Origin of the sequence: Pseudomonas sp. C5pp (assembly GCF_000814065.1) — a bacterium.
GTDB classification, from domain to species: domain Bacteria; phylum Pseudomonadota; class Gammaproteobacteria; order Pseudomonadales; family Pseudomonadaceae; genus Aquipseudomonas; species Aquipseudomonas asiatica.
Genome location: NZ_JWLN01000003.1, coordinates 66,956 through 85,022, shown reverse-complemented (window position 1 = coordinate 85,022; position 18,067 = coordinate 66,956). Strand labels below are relative to the sequence as shown.

Below are 18,067 nucleotides of genomic sequence, written 5' to 3'. Positions count from 1 at the left end.
CGCTCCTACAAGAAAAACGCGGTCTCTTGTAGGAGCGGCCTTGTGTCGCGATGGGCTGCAAGGCAGCCCCCGGGGCCGTGAAGGTCAGCGCTGAGCGTACTGCAGCACCACTTCCAGCGGGTGGCGCATCTGCCGCTCGGTCATGCGCTTGACCTGGCTGCGGCACGAGTAACCGGTCGCCAGCGGCTCGCCTTCCTTGTCCAGCTTGGTCGCCCACGACTGCTCGAAGATGGTCCGCGAGGTGTCCTGGTTGCGCGCCTCGTGCCCATAGGTACCGGACATACCGCAGCAGCCAGTCGCCTCGGTCACCAGTTTCAGGCCAAGGCGGGCAAACACCTGCTCCCACTGCTTGGTGCTGGCCGGCACGTTGGTCTTCTCGGTGCAGTGCGCCATCAGGCGGAAAGTGCCCGGCGCAGTCGGTGCCTGCTCCGGCAGCACGTCCATCAACCACTCCTGCGGCAACAGCACCTGCGGGCAGCCATCCAGGCCCGGCACTTTCTGGTACTCCTGGCGATACACCAGGGTCATCGCCGGGTCCAGGCCCACCAGCGGCACGCCGCAGTCAGCCAGGGCCTTGAGCTGGGTGGCATTGCGGATCGCCGCCTTGGCGAACGCACCGAGGAAGCCCTGAACGTGCAGTGGCTTGCCGTTGGCACTATACGGCGCCAGGAACACCCGGTGGCCCAGGCGGTGCGCCAGGTCGATGAAGGCCGACAGCAGCGGTGTCTCGAAGTAACGGGTAAAGGCATCCTGCACCAGCACGATGCTGCGCTCGCGCTGGGCCGGGGTCAGTTCACGCAGGGCCGGCACGCTGGCCACGCCGACGCGGCAGCGGGTCAGAGTGGCCTGGAAGTTGAAGCGGCTGATCAGCGGGCTGTCGACCATGCCGACCTTGTCGGCCAGCAGCTTGCTCACCCACTTCGAGCCCATCACCGCGTTGTACAGCCCGGGCGCGTGAGCCAGGTACGGGATGGTGAACTCCAGCGAACCGATCAGGTAGTCACGCAGCGGGCGCTGGTAGCGGCCGTGGTACAGCTCGAGGAAGCGCGAGCGGAAGTCCGGCACGTTGACCTTGATCGGGCACTGACCGGCGCACGACTTGCACGCCAGGCAGCCGGCCATGGCGTCGTACACCTCATGAGAGAAGTCTTCCTGGCCCTGGCTGCGCGCACGGTTGTTACGCAGGCGTGCCGGCAGACCCTTGAGCCACGACACCTTGTTGCGTGCCGCCGCCAGCACGTCGATGTTGGCCTCGCCCTGCAGGCGCAGCCATTCGCGCATCAGCGAGGCACGGCCCTTGGGTGAGTGCTGGCGCTCGCGGGTGGCCTTCCACGACGGGCACATGGCGTCGTTGGGGTCGTAGTTGTAGCAGGCGCCGTTTCCGTTGCAGTGCACGGCGCTAGGGAAGTCCTGCCACACCCGTTCGTCGATGGTGCGGTCGAGGTCACCGCGCAGGGTTACGCCATCGACCGGGGTCAGGCCTTCGGCACTGCCCAACGGGGTGCAGATCTTGCCCGGGTTGAGCTGGTTGTGCGGGTCGAAGGCGCCTTTCAGGCGCTGCAGCGCCGGGTACAGCTCGCCGAAGTACTCCGGCACGTATTCAGAACGCAGGCCCTTGCCGTGCTCGCCCCACAGCAAGCCGCCATAGCTTTTGGTCAGCGCCGCCACGGCGTCGGAAATCGGCTTGACCAGTGCGGCCTGGGCCGGGTCCTTCATGTCCAGCGCCGGGCGCACGTGCAGCACGCCGGCATCGACGTGGCCGAACATGCCGTAGGCCAGGCCGTAGCCATCGAGCAGTGCACGGAAGTCGGCGATGTAGTCGGCCAGTTGCTCCGGCGGTACCGCGGTGTCTTCCACGAACGGTTGCGGGCGCACTTCGCCCTCGACGTTGCCCAGCAGGCCCACCGAACGTTTACGCATGGTGTAGACGCGGGTCACCGCCTCGGCACCCTCGGCCAGGGTATGGCCCAGGCGCTCGACGCTGGTGTCGCTCTGCAGGTGCTGGATGAACGCTTGCACCTTGGCATTGACCTCGGCCGGCTCGTCGCCACAGAACTCCACCAGGTTGATGCCCAGGGTCGGGCGCTCGGAGTCGGCCGGGAAGTACTCGGCGACGCTGTGCCAGACGATGTCCTTCATCGCCAGCATCAGCACCTTGGAGTCGACGGTCTCGATCGACAGCGGCTTGTGCGCCATCAGCGCGTTGGCGTCACGCAGGGCATCCATGAAGCTCGTGTAGCGCACGTTGACCAGCACGGCGTACTTGGGGATCGGCAGCACATTGAGCTTGGCTTCGACCACATAGCCCAACGAGCCCTCGGCACCGCACAGCACGCTGTTGAGGTTGAAACGGCCCTGCTCGTCGCGCAGGTGCGCCAGGTCGTAACCGGTCAGGCAGCGGTTTAGCTTGGGGAAGGTGGTTTCGATCAGCTCGGCCTGGGTTTCCTGGATCTCCCGCGCCATGCGGTACACCTCGCCGACCCGCCCAGGCGCGGCGCAGGCCTGTTCCAGCGCGGCATCGTCGATCGGCAGGCTGTGCAGGCGCTCGCCACCGAGCAGCACGCTGTGCAGCTCCAGTACGTGGTCGCGGGTCTTGCCATAGGTGCAGCTGCCCTGGCCGCTGGCGTCGGTGTTGATCATGCCGCCGACAGTGGCACGGTTGGAGGTGGACAGCTCGGGGGCGAAGAACAGCCCGTGCGGCTTGAGCGCAGCGTTGAGCTGGTCCTTGACAGTACCGGCCTGCACCCGCACCCAGCGTTCCTCGACGTTGATTTCGAGGATCTTGTTCATGTGCCGCGACAGGTCGACGACGATACCGTCGGTCAGCGACTGCCCGTTGGTGCCGGTACCACCACCGCGCGGGGTCAGCTTGACCTGCTGGAAACGCTCCTCGGCCATCAGCGTGGCGACCCGCGCCACATCGTCGGCGTCCAGCGGGAACACCGCCGCCTGTGGCAAGCGCTGATAGATCGAGTTGTCGGTGGCCAGCACCGTGCGGGTGCCGTAGTCGGCACTGATCTGGCCACGGAAGCCGCTGTTGCGCAGGGCTTCGAGGAATTCGGGGTAGTTGGCGCTCGGGGCAACGGTCGGCAGCTGGGCGATCATCGAAGGATGGCCTCTTGATATTGGCTAATTCACGGGATTCCTGTCGTTCCGGCATGGGTGATGACATGCGGAGGTGACGTGCAGGCCAATGTTCCTGTAGTTTCGCTTCAGGGGCAAACGGATAATCCTGCCGCTATTGATGACTTTCATGAATGAATTACCGCCATCTCACCCCGTCCATGTCGCTGCTACTGGCTTTCGAGGCTGCCGCCCGGCATGAAAGCTACACCCGAGCCGCCGCCGAGCTGTCGCTGACCCAGAGCGCGGTCAGCCGCCAGGTGCAGGCGCTGGAGCAGCAACTGGGCCTGACCCTGTTCCGCCGCGAGGGGCGCCAGGTGCAGCTGACCGATGTCGGCCGCCTGTACCAGCGCGAGCTCAGCGAGGCACTGGGGCGCATCCGCAGCGCCACCTTGCAGGCGTTGGCCTACCAGTCGGGGGTAGGCACCTTGCGCCTGGCCACCCTGCCCACCTTCGGTTCGAAATGGCTGCTGCCGCGGTTGCATGCCTTCTACAGCGCACACCCGGGCATGCTGGTGCACATACATTCACGCATCGAAGCCATCAACTTCGACACCAGCGAGATCGATGCCGCCATCGGCGTGGCCAGCCACGATCTGCCGGGGTTGATCTGCCATCGCCTGCATGCCGAGGAACTGGTGGTGATATTGCCGCCTGAGGCTGGTGCGGAGAGCCAAGGTTGGAGCCCTGCACGCATCAGTGAAGAGGTGCTGCTGAATGTGGCCAACAACCCGCATGCCTGGGGCGAGTGGTTCTCGCACCATGGCCTGGCGCACCGGGCGATGCGCCTGGGGCCGAGCTTCGAGCTGACCTCGCACCTGATCCAGGCGGTACGGGCCGGGATCGGCATCGGCCTGGTGCCGCGCATACTGGTGGAGGAAGAACTGGCCAAGGGTGAGCTCTACAGCCCAGGGGTGGCATTTGCCAGCCAGCGCAGTTATTACCTGATCTACCCGCCGCGCAATGAGGCGTTACCGTCGCTGCGGGCGTTTCGCAGCTGGTTGCTGGAGCAGATCTGATTTTTGCCTGTGCCGGCCTCTTCGCGGGTAAACCCGCTCCCACAGGTATAGCGCTGCTTTCAGGTCAGGTGATGTCCCTGTGGGAGCGGGTTTACCCGCGAAGGGGCCGGCACAGGCAACAAAAAACCCGAAGCCAGTCACCCGGCTTCGGGTTTTTCTATCGCCGCAGCGCCTTACTTGGCCACGCTACCAGCAGCCCCAAGCGCCTGCGCCTTGCGACGCGGCTTGACCATGTAGACCACGAACATGGCAAACAGCCACACCGGGATCGCATACACGGAAACCTGGATACCCGGGATCATCGCCATGATGCCCAGGATCAGCACCACGAACGCCAGGCAGATGTAGTTGCCATAGGGGTACCACAGCGCTTTGAACAGCGGCTTCTGGCCAGTGCGGTCCAGGTGCTGGCGGAACTTCAGGTGCGAGTAACTGATCATCGCCCAGTTGATCACCAGGGTGGCCACCACCAGCGACATCAGCAGTTCCAGGGCGTTTTGCGGCATCAGGTAGTTGAGCAGCACCGCGATCAGCGTCACGCCTGCCGACGCCAGGATCGAGCGCACCGGCACACCGCGGCTGTCGACCTTGGCCAGCGACGCCGGAGCGTCACCTTGTTCGGCCATGCCCAGCAGCATGCGGGCGTTGCAGTAGGTGCCGCTGTTGTACACCGACAGCGCTGCAGTCAGGACCACGAAGTTCAGCAAGTGCGCGGCCACGTCACTGCCCAGCAGCGAGAACACCTGCACGAATGGGCTGCTGCCATAGCTGCCACCGGAGGCATCGATACTGGCTACCAGGTTGTCCCATGGGGTCAGCGACAGCAGCACCACCAGGGCACCGACATAGAAGATCAGGATACGGTAGATGACTTGGTTGATTGCCTTGGGGATCACGGTCTTCGGCTTGTCGGCCTCGGCTGCGGTGAAGCCGAGCATTTCCAGGCCACCGAAGGAGAACATGATGAAGGCCAGGGCCATCACCAGCCCGCTGACACCGTTCGGGAAGAAGCCGCCGTGCGACCACAGGTTGGCCACGGTGGCTTCCGGGCCGCCGCTGCCGCTGGTCAGCAGGTAGGCACCCAGGCCGATCATGCTGACGATGGCCACCACCTTGATGATGGCAAACCAGAATTCGGCCTCACCGAAGAACTTCACGTTCATCAGGTTGATGGCGTTGATCAGCACGAAGAACGCTGCCGCCGTGACCCAGGTGGGGATCTCCGGCCACCAGTAGTGGACGTACTTGCCGACCGCCGAAAGCTCCGACATGCCCACCAGGATGTACAGCACCCAGCAGTTCCAGCCCGACAGGAAGCCGGCGAAACCACCCCAGTAGGTGTGGGCGAAATGGCTGAACGAGCCGGCCACCGGCTCTTCGACGATCATTTCGCCGAGCTGGCGCATGATCATGAAGGCGATGAAGCCGCAGATGGCGTAGCCAAGGATCATCGACGGACCAGCGGATTTCATCACGCCTGCCGAGCCGAGGAACAGGCCGGTACCAATCGCACCGCCGAGGGCGATCAACTGGATATGGCGGTTCTTCAGGCCGCGCTTGAGCTCGCCTGAATGCATGTTTTGTCCACTCATGAACGAAGTCACCTGCATTGTTTTTATCTGTGACGGAATCGGACCCACCGCGCTCGTGGCGCAGCGGAATGGGCAAGGTGGTTACCTTGGGTTTCCTGACCTCAGGTGCCGCCGGGGCGGGTCAACCAGGCGTGATCAAGAGTGCGCGGTACGCAAAGGAGTCACAGGTAAAACGCGGCGCACTGTATACCCCTGCAAACGCGCAGGCGTCAACGCGTTGCATCGTTTCCTCGGGAAAAAACGCAGCGATCCTGTGGTGTGGGCCTTGAAAGGCGAAGTGATCGGCGTACATGGCGCCTCCATTTGTTGTTTTGTCAGCCTGGCTCTGTGGACAGGCTTTTGCACACGGCAATGGCGGCTATAACACCGTGGGGCGGGGCTTTGGGCAAGGGTGGGCGGGGCTTGGCTGGCTGTTTTGACGGTGAGCCGGCGGCAAGGTTTGTTTACACGATTCGACCTAATCTGAAATCCGGGCTGAAATCGACCACATTCGTACAATTTTCTTTACAAGGTGGTTCGGGAACTTGCCAGTCGTCCGAAAAATTCTTTTTGTTCAGTATCTTGGGTCCGCTTTGCGGCCCTTTCGCGACACAAGGCCGCTCCCACAGGTGACGCGTTTTCTATAGGAGCGGCCTTGTGTCGCGATGGGCTGCGCAGCCGCCCCAAATTCTCACAGCCATAAAAAACCAGCCCGAAGGCTGGTTCTGATTCAACGCAAAGGCCAATCAGCCACGCGGTTTGCCGCGGCCACGGCCTGCCGGCTTGTCACCTTCAGGCTTGGCCGGACGCTTGCGCATCTCGCTCGGGCGTTCGGCCACGGTGCTGCCACGGCCGGTCTTGCGCGGGGCCTCTTCACGCGCCTGGCGCGCCGGGCGTTCGCCGGCAGCAGCACCTTCGTGGGCCGGGCGCAGGCTGCGCACGCGCTCGCCACGGCCCAGCGGGCGGGTCGATTTGCGCTGCAGGCGCTCCATCTTGTCCTTGGCCTTGAGCTTCATGGCTGGCAGCGCCACCGGCTGCAGGCCCACTTCAGCAGCGAGGATGTCGATTTCGCCCTGGGTCATTTCACGCCAGCGGCCCATCGGCAGGTCGGAGTTGAGGAACACCGGGCCGAAACGCACGCGCTTCAGGCGGCTGACCACCATGCCCTGGGACTCCCACAGGCGACGCACTTCACGGTTACGGCCTTCCATCACCACGCAGTGGTACCAGTGGTTGAAGCCTTCGCCACCGGGTGCCTTCTGGATGTCGGTGAACTTGGCAGGGCCATCTTCCAGCATCACGCCGGCCTTCAGGCGCTCGATCATCTCGTCGTCGACCTCACCACGCACACGTACCGCGTACTCACGGTCCATCTCGTAGGACGGGTGCATCAGGCGGTTGGCCAGTTCACCGTCGGTGGTGAACAGCAGCAGGCCGGTGGTGTTGATGTCGAGGCGGCCGATGTTGATCCAGCGGCCTTCTTTCGGACGTGGCAGGCGGTCGAACACGGTCGGGCGGCCTTCCGGGTCGTCACGGGTGCAGATTTCGCCATCGGGCTTGTTGTACATGATCACCCGGCGGGTGGCCTCGGCGGCCTCTTCGCGCTTGATCAGCTTGCCATCCACGGCAATGGCGTCGTGCAGGTCGACGCGCTGGCCGAGGGTGGCCTCGACGCCGTTGACCTTGATGCGGCCCTGGCTGATCCAGGCCTCGACGTCACGGCGCGAGCCAACGCCAATGCGCGCCAGCACTTTCTGCAGCTTTTCGCCGGATGGAGGGGTGATCTCGGTATCTTGCAGGTCTTGCTCACTCATCTGGGCACCTCCCGGTGTAGGAATGAAATAAGGGTTCTGGCGACGAACGCGCCAAAAGGCCGCGCATCATACGCGGTTCGGCGGGGGAACGCACTGGAGGGTAGAGGGTTTTGTGGGCTTTGCGAGGGGTTTCTGCCTAATGGTTATGTATTGGCAGTACCGGCCTCTTCGCGGGTAAACCCGCTCCCACAGGTACCGCATCACTCTCAGGGCCTGTGATATCCCTGTGGGAGCGGGTTTACCCGCGAAAGGGCCAGCACAGACAACAGAAGATTCAAGGCTGCACCTTGCCCTCTTCTTCAACAGCAGCCTCAGGCTCTTCCTCGCGCAAATCATCGAAATCGGTCTTCAGCCCCTCTTCCATGGCATCCAGCTCCACCAGCAGGCTACGGAAGCTGGTCTCCTCCTTCGGCTCGGCAACCTCTTGCTCTTCCCCAAGGCTGGCATCCGCCAATGCCTGCAGGTGCGCCGGCACTGGCGCATCATCCGGGTCGAGCAGCGGCTCGGGCTCCATCTCCCGCAGCTCGGCCAAAGCCGGCAGCTCGTCCAGGCTCTTGAGGTTGAAATGGTCGAGAAACCCCTTGGTGGTGGCGAACATCGCCGGCCGCCCGGGCACTTCGCGGTAGCCGACCACGCGGATCCACTCGCGCTCCATCAGGGTCTTGATGATGTTGCTGTTCACCGCCACGCCGCGCACATCCTCGATTTCGCCACGGGTGATGGGCTGGCGGTAGGCGATAAGGGCCAAGGTTTCCAGCAGCGCGCGCGAGTAGCGCTGCGGGCGTTCTTCCCACAGGCGCCCGACCCACGGCGCAAAGTCCTCGCGAATCTGCAGGCGGTAACCGCTGGCCACCTCCTTGAGCTCGAAGGCGCGGCCATTGCACGACTTGCCCAGCAGCTCCAGCGCCTGCCTGAAGACCTTGGGCTCCGGTCGCTCGGCTTCCTCGAACAGTTCGTACAGGCGCTCCAGGGATTGCGGCTTGCCCGAAGCCAGCAGGAAAGCTTCGATCAGCGACGCCAGGTCGCGGGGTTCATTCAGGTTCATCAGGGTCTTCAACAAGCGCCGGGCGAAGCCGCACGTGGATGGCGGCGAAGGGTTCATTCTGCACCAGTTCGATCAGCGATTCCTTCACCAGCTCGAGAATCGCCATGAAGGTCACCACCACGCCCAGCTTGCCCTCCTCCGCGGCGAACAGCTCGACGAACGGCACGAAACCGCCGCCCTTCAGGCGTTCCAGCACCTGGCTCATGCGTTCGCGGGTGGACAAGGTCTCGCGGGTGATCTGATGGCTTTCGAACAGGTCGTTGCGGCGCATCACCTCGGCCATCGACACCAGCAGCTCTTCCAGGCTGACCTGGGGCAACAGCTTGCGCACCTTGGCCTGCGGCGCCTCCAGCCGCGGCACCACCACCTCGCGGCCAACCCGTGGCAATTCATCGATACCTTCGGCGGCGGCCTTGAAACGCTCGTACTCCTGCAGCCGGCGAATCAGTTCGGCGCGCGGGTCACCCTCCTCCTCCTCGACCTCGGCCGAGCGCGGCAGCAACATACGCGACTTGATCTCGGCGAGCATGGCAGCCATCACCAGGTATTCGGCGGCCAGCTCCAGGCGCACGCTCTTCATCAGCTCCACGTAGCCCATGTACTGGCGGGTGATTTCCGCCACCGGGATGTCGAGGATGTCGATGTTCTGCTTGCGGATCAGGTACAGCAACAGGTCCAGCGGGCCTTCGAAGGCTTCGAGGATGACTTCCAGAGCGTCCGGCGGGATGTACAGGTCCAGCGGCAGCTCGGTCAGGGCTTCGCCATAGACCAGGGCCAATTGCAGTTGGCGAGGCACCTCGGCCTGTTCGGCCGGCGCCTCGGGCGCTTCCACCTGGCTCACGCGTTGACCAGGAACGGCGTGGGGTCGCCGCAGCCTTCACGGACCAGTTCCGGTTCATCACCGGACAGGTCAATGATGGTCGATGCCTTGAGGTCACCGAAACCGCCGTCGATCACAAGGTCGACATGGTGCTCCAGGCGCTCACGGATCTCGTAAGGGTCGGTCATTGGCTCGGTGTCGCCCGGCAAGATCAGGCTCACACTCATCAACGGCTCGCCCAGTTCGGCCAGCAGGGCCAGGGTAATGGCATGGGCCGGCACCCGTAGCCCGATGGTGCGCCGTTTATCGTGCAACAGCAGGCGCGGCACCTCGCGCGTGCCGTTGAGGATAAACGTGTAAGGCCCCGGCACATGTGCCTTGAGCAGCCGGAAGGTGCCGGTGTCGACCTTGGCGTACAACCCCAGCTGCGACATGTCGCAGCACATCAGGGTGAAGTTGTGGGTCTTGTCCAGCCCGCGCAGGCGCCGCACCCGTTCGATGGCCGCCTTGTCACCCATCTGGCAACCCAGTGCATAGGCCGAATCCGTCGGGTACACCACCACACCGCCCTTGCGGATAATCTCGACGGCCTGCTTGATCAGGCGCTGCTGCGGGTTCTCCGGATGAATCTGGAAAAATTGGCTCACGTAGTCGTCCTGTTCATACCGCCAAAGGCTGTTCATGGCTGAATCGGCGCCACAGAGGTGGCAGGTCCTCGGGCAAAGGCCGGTAGGCACCGATCTCGCCCCAGGTGCCGGGGCCGTGGAAGTCACTGCCAGCGCTTGCCAGCAGGCCGAACTCACGGGTGAGGATGGACATGGTGCCCACCTGCTCGGCAGGCATCATCCCGTTGACCACTTCAAGCGCCTGCCCGCCTGCCTGAATATAGTCGGCAATCAGCCTTCTGCGCTTGCTGCGGGTCAGATCGTAGTGCATGGGATGCGCCAGGCTCACCCATGCATTGGACTGGCGCAAAGTGGCGACGGTTTCATCGAGGGTCGGCCAGTGCTGCTTGACGTCCCCCAGCTTGCCGGCGCCCAGCCATTTGCGAAACGCCTCGCCGCGATCCTTGACGTGCCCGGCACGCACCAGGTACTCGGCAAAATGCGGGCGCGCCGGGGCGTTGCCGCTATCGCCCAGTTCGTGCTGCACGGCGCGAGCGCCGTCGAGGGTACCGGGCATGCCCTTGGCCGCCAGCCGTTTGTCGATTTCTTCGGCGCGTAGCCAGCGGCCACGGTGCAGCGCTTCGATCGCCGCCAGCAGGGGCGGTGCGTCGAGCGGGAAGTCATAGCCCAGCACATGGATGGTCGCGCCACCCCAGGTGCACGACAGCTCCACCCCGCTGACCCAGTGCATGCCCTTGTCGCGGCACGCCTGGCGCGCCTCGGGCAGGCCTTCGATGGTGTCATGGTCGGTCAGTGCCAGCGTTTGCACCCCATGCTCATGGGCCCGGGCGACCAGTATCGAGGGCGACAGGGCGCCGTCGGAGGCCGTGCTGTGACAGTGCAGATCAACATTCATGGAGGAGCGCTTTCGCTGGAATCGATGTTTGTTATTATGCCGTCACATCCCGATTCTGGCTGCCATTGTGAAACAATTCATCGATTTCATCCCGCTGCTGCTGTTCTTCATCGTCTACAAGCTCGACCCGCGCCCCATGGAAGTCGCCGGCCACAGCTTCGAATTCGGCGGCATCTACAGCGCCACGGCCATGCTGATCATCAGCTCGCTGGTGGTCTACGGCGCGCTGTTCCTGCGCCAGCGCAAGCTGGAAAAGGGCCAGTGGCTCACCCTGGTGGCCTGCCTGGTGTTCGGCGGCCTGACCCTGACCTTCCACAGCGAAACCTTCCTCAAGTGGAAGGCACCGGTGGTGAACTGGCTGTTCGCCCTGGGCTTCGCCGGCAGCCACTTCATCGGCGACCGGGTGCTGATCAAGCGCATCATGGGCCACGCCCTGAACCTGCCCGATGCCATCTGGACCCGCCTGAACCTGGCCTGGATCGGCTTCTTCCTGTTCTGTGGCGCGGCCAACCTGTTCGTCGCCTTCACCTTCCAGGACTTCTGGGTCGACTTCAAGGTGTTCGGCAGCCTGGGCATGACCGTGATGTTCCTGGTAGCGCAGGGCGTGTACCTGTCGCGCCACCTGCACGACGACCCTTCTACCTCCAAACCCAAGGATTGACATGCTCTACGCCATCATCGCCAGCGACGTCGCAAACTCCCTGGAAAAGCGCCTGGCTGCCCGCCCGGCGCACATCGAACGCCTGCAGCAGCTGAAGGCCGAGGGCCGCGTGGTACTGGCCGGCCCACACCCGGCCATCGACAGCAACGACCCGGGCGAAGCGGGTTTCAGCGGTAGCCTGATCGTTGCCGAGTTCGACTCCCTCGCCGCGGCGCAAGCCTGGGCCGATGCCGACCCCTACATTGCCGCGGGCGTGTACGACAAGGTGGTGGTCAAGCCGTTCAAGCAAGTGCTGCCTTGATCTGAGACCGCGTGGGCTTCTTCGCGGGTAAACCCGCTCCCACAGAGACGGCGCAGGCTTCGAGCTTGCACTGCTCCTGTAGGAGCGGGTTTACCCGCGAAGAAGCCCACGCGGTACCGGCAGTTATACTGTTGCCATCAGTCTGCGGTATCTTTGCCACTGGCGGGCCGAATAGCCGCCGTCAATGGTTGAATTGAGTGAGTCATGAGCGAGCTGTTACTGATAGATGATGACCAGGAGCTGTGCGAGCTGCTCGGCAGCTGGCTGTCCCAGGAAGGGTTTACCGTGCGCGCCTGTCACGATGGCCAGAGCGCACGCCAGGCCTTGGCCACGCATGCCCCGGCGGCCGTGGTGCTGGACGTGATGCTGCCCGACGGCAGTGGCCTGGAACTGCTCAAGCAGTTACGCAGCGAGCATGCCGAACTGCCGGTACTGATGCTCTCGGCCCGCGGCGAGCCGCTGGACCGTATCCTTGGCCTGGAACTGGGCGCCGACGACTACCTGGCCAAACCTTGCGACCCGCGTGAACTCACCGCTCGCCTGCGTGCCGTGCTGCGCCGCAGCCACCCCACCGCCACCACCAGCCAGGTGGAGCTGGGCGACCTGGTCTACAGCCCTGCCCGTGGCGTGGCCAGCATCGATGGCCGTGAAATGACCCTGACCCTGTCCGAAAGCCGCATTCTCGAAGCGCTGCTGCGCCAACCCGGCGAGCCGCTGGACAAGCAGGAACTGGCGCAGATCAGCCTGGGCCGCAAGCTGACCCTGTACGACCGCAGCCTGGACATGCACGTCAGCAACCTGCGCAAGAAGATCGGCCCCCACGCCGATGGCCGGCCACGCATCGTCGCCCTGCGCAGCCGTGGCTATTACTACTGCCTCTGAACATCTTTACCGAGCCTTTACCATCCACTGACCGCGCTTGACGGTGATCTCCCTAGACTGTGCTCATCCGGTAACCACCGGCCCATGAAAGGAGAGACACCATGCGCAAGACCCTTATCGCCCTGATGTTCGCCGCCGCCCTGCCGACCGTGGCCATGGCCATGCCTGAAGGCGGCATGCGCCACGATGGCCCACATCATCGCGGTGATGCGCCTTTCCACCAGCTGGACCTGAGCCGTGACCAGCGCCAGCAGATCGGCAAGCTGATGGGCGAGCAGATGAAACAGCGCCGCGACATCACCGAGCGCTACCTGTCCAAACTGCCGGCCGCCGACCAGAAGGCGATGAAGGACGAACTGCAGGCCAACCGCGACAAGACCGACAGCGCGGTCCGCGCCCTGCTCAAGCCTGAGCAGCAGAAGAAGTTCGACGAACTGCAGAAGGAACGCGCCGCACAGAAAGCCGAGTGGCAGGAGTTCCAGGCCTGGAAAGCTGAAAAAGGCAACAAGGCCCAGTAAGCTGTCCGCCCGATGCCCGGCCCGCCTCAGTGCGAGCCGGGCTTTTCTTGTTAGCAGGAGGTGCACTTGCGTTCACTGTTCTGGCGCATCCTGGCCAGTTTCTGGCTGGCCATCACCCTGGTTGCGGGCCTGTCGATCCTGCTGGGCCACATGCTCAACCAGGACGCCTGGATCCTCAGCCGCCACCCGGGCCTGAATACCCTGGCCAGCAAGTGGGCCAAGCATTACGAACAGGAAGGCCTGGCTTCGGCACAGCATTTCCTGGAACGGCGCAAGGACCGCTACAAGATCGACGTGCAGGTGCTCGACGACAGTGGCGAAGCCGTGGTGCCCGGCACCTTCCCGCGCCGTGCGGCGGCCTTCGAGGCACGCCAGCACAATGACCAGCGGCGCCTGCCGTGGCGCCGGCTGACCGAGGAATACACCAGCCCCGACACCGGCCAGACGTACCTGCTGATCTACCGCATCCCCCACCCGGCGCTGGATGCCTGGCACCGCGAAAGCCTGCTGTGGCCGCTCAGTGCGCTGGGCATTGCCCTAGTGGTGCTGACCCTGTTCAGCCTGCTGGTGACCCTGTCCATCACCCGCCCGCTCAGCCGCCTGCGCAGCGCCGTGCACGACCTGGGCCAGACCACCTACCAGCAGAACAGCCTGGCGCAGCTGGCGGCGCGGCGTGACGAATTCGGCGTGCTGGCCAAGGACTTCAACAAGATGGGCGCTCGGCTGCAAAGCACCATCGGCAGCCAGCGCCAGTTGCTGCGCGATGTGTCCCATGAACTGCGCTCACCGCTGGCCAGGCTGCGTATCGCCCTGGCCTTGGCCGAGCGCGCCGAGCCTGAGCAGCGTGAGGCGCTGTGGCCACGCCTGACCCGCGAATGCGACCGCCTGGAAGACCTGATCAGCGAAATTCTCGCCCTGGCACGGGTCGATGCCGAACAGGCCCATGCCGAGCCGGTGGACCTCAACGCCCTGCTCGGCAGCGTGCGCAAGGATGCCCAGCTCAGCGCACCGGAGCAGGATGTGCGCCTGGAGGCTCAGCCGGGGTTGACCTTGCAAGGTTGGCCAACGCTGATCGAGCGTGCCGTGGACAACCTGCTGCGCAATGCCCTGCGCTTCAACCCGCAGGGCCAGCCGATCGAAGTCAGCGCCGCGCGCGAGCAGGACCGTATCCTGATCAGCGTGCGTGACCATGGGCCGGGGGCGGCGGCGGAGCACCTTGCGCAATTGGGGGAACCGTTCTTCCGTGCGCCGGGGCAGGAAGCGCCGGGGCATGGGCTGGGGCTGGCGATTGCACGCAAGGCGGCGGAGCGACACGGTGGCAGCCTGGTACTGGAGAACCATCCACAGGGGGGCTTCGTGGCGCGGCTGGAGTTGCCTGTGACTGAAGCGACAGGCAGTTGATTTGATGTAAATGCTCCCGGCCTCTTCGCGGGTAAACCCGCTCCCACAGGTAACCGTGCAAGGCCTGAAACTTGCGCCACACCTGTGGGAGCGGGTTTACCCGCGAAAGGGCCGGATGCCTTGATACTGCAATCAGCCCAAGGCTGCGTTACTCGCCCCAGGCACTGACGAAATCAGCAGTTTCCAGAATCGGCGCGGTGCGCGGCTCGGTCAGCGGCGTACCCACATACAGGTAACCGATCAGTTCCTCGTTCGCGGCCAGCCCCAGGCCCTTGTGCACATGGGCATCGAAAGCCATGTCCCCGGTGCGCCAGACCGCACCGATACCTTGCGCATGCGCCGCAATCAGGATGCCGTGCGCGGCACAGCCCGCCGCCAGCCGCTGCTCGGACTTGGGCACCTTGAAGTGGTCCTGCAGCCTGGCAATCACCACGATCAGCAACGGCGCCCGCAGGGGCATGGCACGGGCCTTGTCCAGGGCTGCCTGGGTGGCATCCCCCTTGTGCTGCAGCGCTTCGGCGAACAGCTCACCCAGCTTCTCGCGGCCCTGGCCTTCGATGGTGAGAAAGCGCCACGGCCGCAGCTGGCCGTGGTCCGGGGCGCGCAGGGCGGCCTGGAACAGCGCCTCGCGCTGGGCGGCATTGGGCGCCGGGTCGGTCAGGCGTGGCACGGAAACACGGTTGAGCAATGCGTCGAGAGCCTCCATCGGCTACCCTCCTGGCAGGTAAATGTGCGGCCATTCTAGCGTTTACATCACCAGACCCATAGGTAGAATGGCGCCCTTCCGTTTCGAGTCAGAGCAGATCACATGGCGTTGCCGACCTTAAGGATCATTGGTTTCATCATCGGCATCTTCCTGATTACCCTCGCCGTCAGCATGGCCGTGCCCATGGCGACCCTGGTGATCTTCGAACGCACCCGTGACATGCCGTCGTTCCTCTGGTCGAGCCTGATCACCTTCATTGCCGGCCTGGCCCTGGTGCTTCAGGGTCGCCCCGAGCATGTGCACCTGCGCCCGCGCGACATGTACCTGCTGACCGTCAGCAGCTGGCTGGTGGTGTGCGTGTTCGCCGCCCTGCCTTTCCTGCTGACCCAGCACATCAGCTACACCGACGCCTTCTTCGAAAGCATGTCGGGCATCACCGCCACCGGCGCCACGGTGCTCAGCGGGCTGGACAACATGTCACCGGGCATCCTGATGTGGCGGTCGATGCTGCACTGGCTCGGCGGCATCGGCTTCATCGGCATGGCGGTAGCGATCCTGCCGCTGCTGCGCATCGGTGGCATGCGCCTGTTCCAGACCGAATCGTCCGACCGTTCGGAGAAGGTCATGCCGCGCTCGCACATGGTCGCCAAGTCGATCGTGGGGGTATACGTCGGCTTCTCGATCCTGGGCGCGCTGGGCTTCTGGTGGGCCGGCATGAGCCCGTTCGATGCGATCAACCACGCCATGTCGGCGATTTCCACTGGCGGGTTTTCCACCTCCGACCAGTCGCTGGCCAAGTGGGATATCCCGGCCGTGCACTGGGTCGCGGTGGTGGTAATGATCCTCGGCAGCCTGCCCTTCACCCTTTACGTGGCGACCCTGCGCGGCAACCGCAAGGCACTGATCCGCGACCAGCAGGTGCAGGGTTTGCTGGGCATGCTGGTGGTTACCTGGCTGGTGCTCGGCACCTGGTACTGGGCCACCACCAACCTGCACTGGCTCGACGCGCTGCGCCACGTGGCGCTGAACGTGACCTCGGTGGTCACCACTACCGGCTTCGCCCTGGGTGACTACAGCCTGTGGGGCAACTTCTCGCTGATGCTGTTCTTCTACCTGGGCTTCGTCGGCGGCTGCTCCGGCTCGACGGCGGGTGGCATCAAGATCTTCCGCTTCCAGGTCGCCTACATCCTGCTCAAGGCCAGCCTCAATCAGCTGATCCACCCACGCGCGGTGATCAAGCAGAAGTACAACGGCCACCGCCTTGACGAAGAAATCGTGCGCTCGATCCTGACCTTCTCGTTCTTCTTCGCCATCACCATCTGCGTCATGGCGCTGCTGCTGTCTTTGCTTGGCGTGGACTGGATGACCGCCCTGACCGGCGCTGCGGGTACGGTTTCGGGTGTGGGGCCGGGCCTGGGTGAAGTGATCGGCCCATCGGGCAACTACGCCACGCTGCCGGATGCTGCCAAGTGGATTCTCGCCAGCGGCATGTTGCTCGGCCGATTGGAAATCATCACCGTGCTAGTGTTGTGCATGCCGGCGTTCTGGCGCCACTGACCACCTCGGGCTCGGCGCCCAGGCGGGCGCGGTACTCGCTGGGCGTGACATGGAACCAGCGGCGAAACGCACGGTAGAAATTGCTGGGGTCGGCAAAACCCAGCAGGTAGGCGGTTTCCAGCAGGGTCATGCCCGGCTGCGCCAGGTACTGTTCGGCCAGTTCGCGGCGGGTGTCGTCAAGCAGGGTCTGGAAGCTGGTACCCTCCTCCTGCAGCCGCCGCTGCAAGGTGCGCTGCGACAGGTGCAGGGCCTGGGCCAGGGTTTCGCGCTTGGGCTCGCCCTGCGGCAGGATGCGGCACAATACCTGGCGCACCCGGTGGGTGACCCTGCTTTCCGAGAAACGCGCCAGGTATTCGCCGGCAAAACGGTCATGCAGTATCGCCATGGCTTCATTGGCGGTGGGCAGCGGTGCCTCCATGTCGGCGCGCTCGAACACCAACGCATCGTGCGGCGCACCGAACACCAACGGCGCATGGAACGCCACCTTGTAGGGTTCGATATTCTTTGGCTGCGGCCCCTGCACCAGCACCCGGCGCGGTTGCACCGGCCGACCGCTGAGCCAACTGCACAGCGCCAGCGCACAGGCCAGCGATGCTTCGGCGCTGTGCCGGGTCGGTGGCAGGTGGTCGCCGTGTACGGTCAGGATCAGCGAATAGCCCTCGGGGCCGAGGACGAAGCTGAGGTCGGAGCTTTCGGCAATGATGCGCTGGTAACGCACCAGGCGCTCGAAGCCTTCGGCCAGGGTGCGGCTGGACATCAACGCATAACCCACCACATGGAACGATGCCGGGCGCACCACCCGCGCCATGTTAAGGCCTATGGCCTCGTTGCCCGACAGCTCCACCGCCAGTTGCCACAGCCGGGTCATGGAGTCCTGGGGGAAGCGCGCGTCGGGGTCGTCGAGGGCAGCGAAATCCAGCCCCAGCTGCTTGAACATGGCCCGGCAGTCCAGCCCTTCCAGTTCGAGTGCCTTCACGATCCCTGATGCCCAGCTGGCTGACGTGGTTCTTTCGCTCATGACAGGCTTCTTATGCTGACCGCTCCTGCGGTGAACCCCAAGGATATTCAATTGGCGCCTATTGTCACTGATAGGCTTCGCCAGTCACTCTAGACTCGAATCAGGCTCCA

16 protein-coding genes are annotated in these 18,067 nt (G+C 64.2%); 7 read left to right on the top strand and 9 right to left on the bottom strand.

What is annotated here, in order from left to right; genetic code table 11:
* Nucleotides 1-84: 84 nt before the first annotated feature.
* The gene (gene ydiJ, locus RR51_RS03255; RefSeq protein WP_039612607.1) at nt 85-3,105 is read right to left on the bottom strand and encodes a D-2-hydroxyglutarate dehydrogenase YdiJ; all 3,021 of its coding nucleotides are present in this window, start codon (nt 3,103-3,105) and stop codon (nt 85-87) included.
* Between the two features lie 152 nt (nt 3,106-3,257).
* On the opposite strand from ydiJ, the gene RR51_RS03250 reads away from it, so the two are divergent.
* Nucleotides 3,258-4,142 carry a LysR substrate-binding domain-containing protein gene (locus RR51_RS03250; protein ID WP_039612606.1) on the top strand — a complete coding sequence of 295 codons (885 nt, stop codon included), beginning with the start codon at nt 3,258-3,260 and terminating at the stop codon, nt 4,140-4,142.
* 173 nt (nt 4,143-4,315) lie between these two features.
* On the opposite strand, the gene RR51_RS03245 is transcribed toward RR51_RS03250, so the two are convergent.
* The 6 genes from RR51_RS03245 to RR51_RS03220 form a co-directional block, all read right to left on the bottom strand.
* Nucleotides 4,316-5,734 (bottom strand): amino acid permease, encoded by a 1,419-nt coding sequence (locus RR51_RS03245; protein WP_161551429.1) that lies wholly within the window; start codon nt 5,732-5,734, stop codon nt 4,316-4,318.
* 725 nt (nt 5,735-6,459) lie between these two features.
* Nucleotides 6,460-7,527: a 23S rRNA pseudouridine(2605) synthase RluB gene (gene rluB, locus RR51_RS03240; protein WP_013973666.1), complete on the bottom strand. Its 1,068-nt coding sequence runs from the start codon at nt 7,525-7,527 to the stop codon at nt 6,460-6,462.
* A gap of 274 nt (nt 7,528-7,801) precedes the next feature.
* Nucleotides 7,802-8,572 carry an SMC-Scp complex subunit ScpB gene (gene scpB, locus RR51_RS03235; RefSeq protein WP_039612605.1) on the bottom strand — a complete coding sequence of 257 codons (771 nt, stop codon included), beginning with the start codon at nt 8,570-8,572 and terminating at the stop codon, nt 7,802-7,804.
* Nucleotides 8,559-9,284 carry a segregation and condensation protein A gene (locus RR51_RS03230; RefSeq protein WP_161551480.1) on the bottom strand — a complete coding sequence of 242 codons (726 nt, stop codon included), beginning with the start codon at nt 9,282-9,284 and terminating at the stop codon, nt 8,559-8,561. The genes scpB and RR51_RS03230 overlap by 14 nt, the downstream gene beginning before the upstream one ends.
* A gap of 125 nt (nt 9,285-9,409) precedes the next feature.
* The gene (locus tag RR51_RS03225) at nt 9,410-10,039 is read right to left on the bottom strand and encodes an L-threonylcarbamoyladenylate synthase (protein ID WP_038408376.1); all 630 of its coding nucleotides are present in this window, start codon (nt 10,037-10,039) and stop codon (nt 9,410-9,412) included.
* A 13-nt stretch (nt 10,040-10,052) separates the two neighbouring features.
* The gene (locus RR51_RS03220) at nt 10,053-10,913 is read right to left on the bottom strand and encodes a PHP domain-containing protein (RefSeq protein ID WP_023661025.1); all 861 of its coding nucleotides are present in this window, start codon (nt 10,911-10,913) and stop codon (nt 10,053-10,055) included.
* A gap of 67 nt (nt 10,914-10,980) precedes the next feature.
* Between RR51_RS03220 and RR51_RS03215 the strand changes: the two genes are divergently transcribed.
* The 5 genes from RR51_RS03215 to RR51_RS03195 all read left to right on the top strand — a co-directional run bounded on the left by RR51_RS03215 (nt 10,981) and on the right by RR51_RS03195 (nt 14,676).
* Entirely contained in the window at nt 10,981-11,574 is a 594-nt protein-coding gene (locus RR51_RS03215; protein ID WP_039612603.1) for a septation protein A, read from the top strand.
* A gap of 1 nt (nt 11,575) precedes the next feature.
* Entirely contained in the window at nt 11,576-11,875 is a 300-nt protein-coding gene (locus RR51_RS03210) for a YciI family protein (RefSeq protein WP_015271283.1), read from the top strand.
* Between the two features lie 204 nt (nt 11,876-12,079).
* Nucleotides 12,080-12,757 (top strand): response regulator transcription factor, encoded by a 678-nt coding sequence (locus RR51_RS03205; RefSeq protein WP_039612602.1) that lies wholly within the window; start codon nt 12,080-12,082, stop codon nt 12,755-12,757.
* 101 nt (nt 12,758-12,858) lie between these two features.
* The gene (locus RR51_RS03200) at nt 12,859-13,275 is read left to right on the top strand and encodes a Spy/CpxP family protein refolding chaperone (protein ID WP_013973674.1); all 417 of its coding nucleotides are present in this window, start codon (nt 12,859-12,861) and stop codon (nt 13,273-13,275) included.
* 60 nt (nt 13,276-13,335) lie between these two features.
* A complete protein-coding gene (locus RR51_RS03195) occupies nt 13,336-14,676 on the top strand; it encodes a sensor histidine kinase (protein ID WP_039612601.1) in 1,341 nt (446 codons plus the stop codon).
* 148 nt (nt 14,677-14,824) lie between these two features.
* On the opposite strand, the gene RR51_RS03190 is transcribed toward RR51_RS03195, so the two are convergent.
* On the bottom strand, nt 14,825-15,382 hold the full coding sequence (locus tag RR51_RS03190; protein ID WP_039612600.1) for a nitroreductase family protein: 558 nt from the start codon (nt 15,380-15,382) through the stop codon (nt 14,825-14,827).
* 102 nt (nt 15,383-15,484) lie between these two features.
* Between RR51_RS03190 and RR51_RS03185 the strand changes: the two genes are divergently transcribed.
* Nucleotides 15,485-16,939, top strand: coding sequence for a TrkH family potassium uptake protein (locus RR51_RS03185; protein ID WP_013973677.1), 1,455 nt, complete (start codon nt 15,485-15,487; stop codon nt 16,937-16,939).
* On the opposite strand, the gene RR51_RS03180 is transcribed toward RR51_RS03185, so the two are convergent.
* Nucleotides 16,896-17,957 carry an AraC family transcriptional regulator gene (locus RR51_RS03180; RefSeq protein ID WP_039612599.1) on the bottom strand — a complete coding sequence of 354 codons (1,062 nt, stop codon included), beginning with the start codon at nt 17,955-17,957 and terminating at the stop codon, nt 16,896-16,898. The two genes, RR51_RS03185 and RR51_RS03180, sit on opposite strands and share 44 nt — an antisense overlap.
* Nucleotides 17,958-18,067 lie beyond the last annotated feature (110 nt).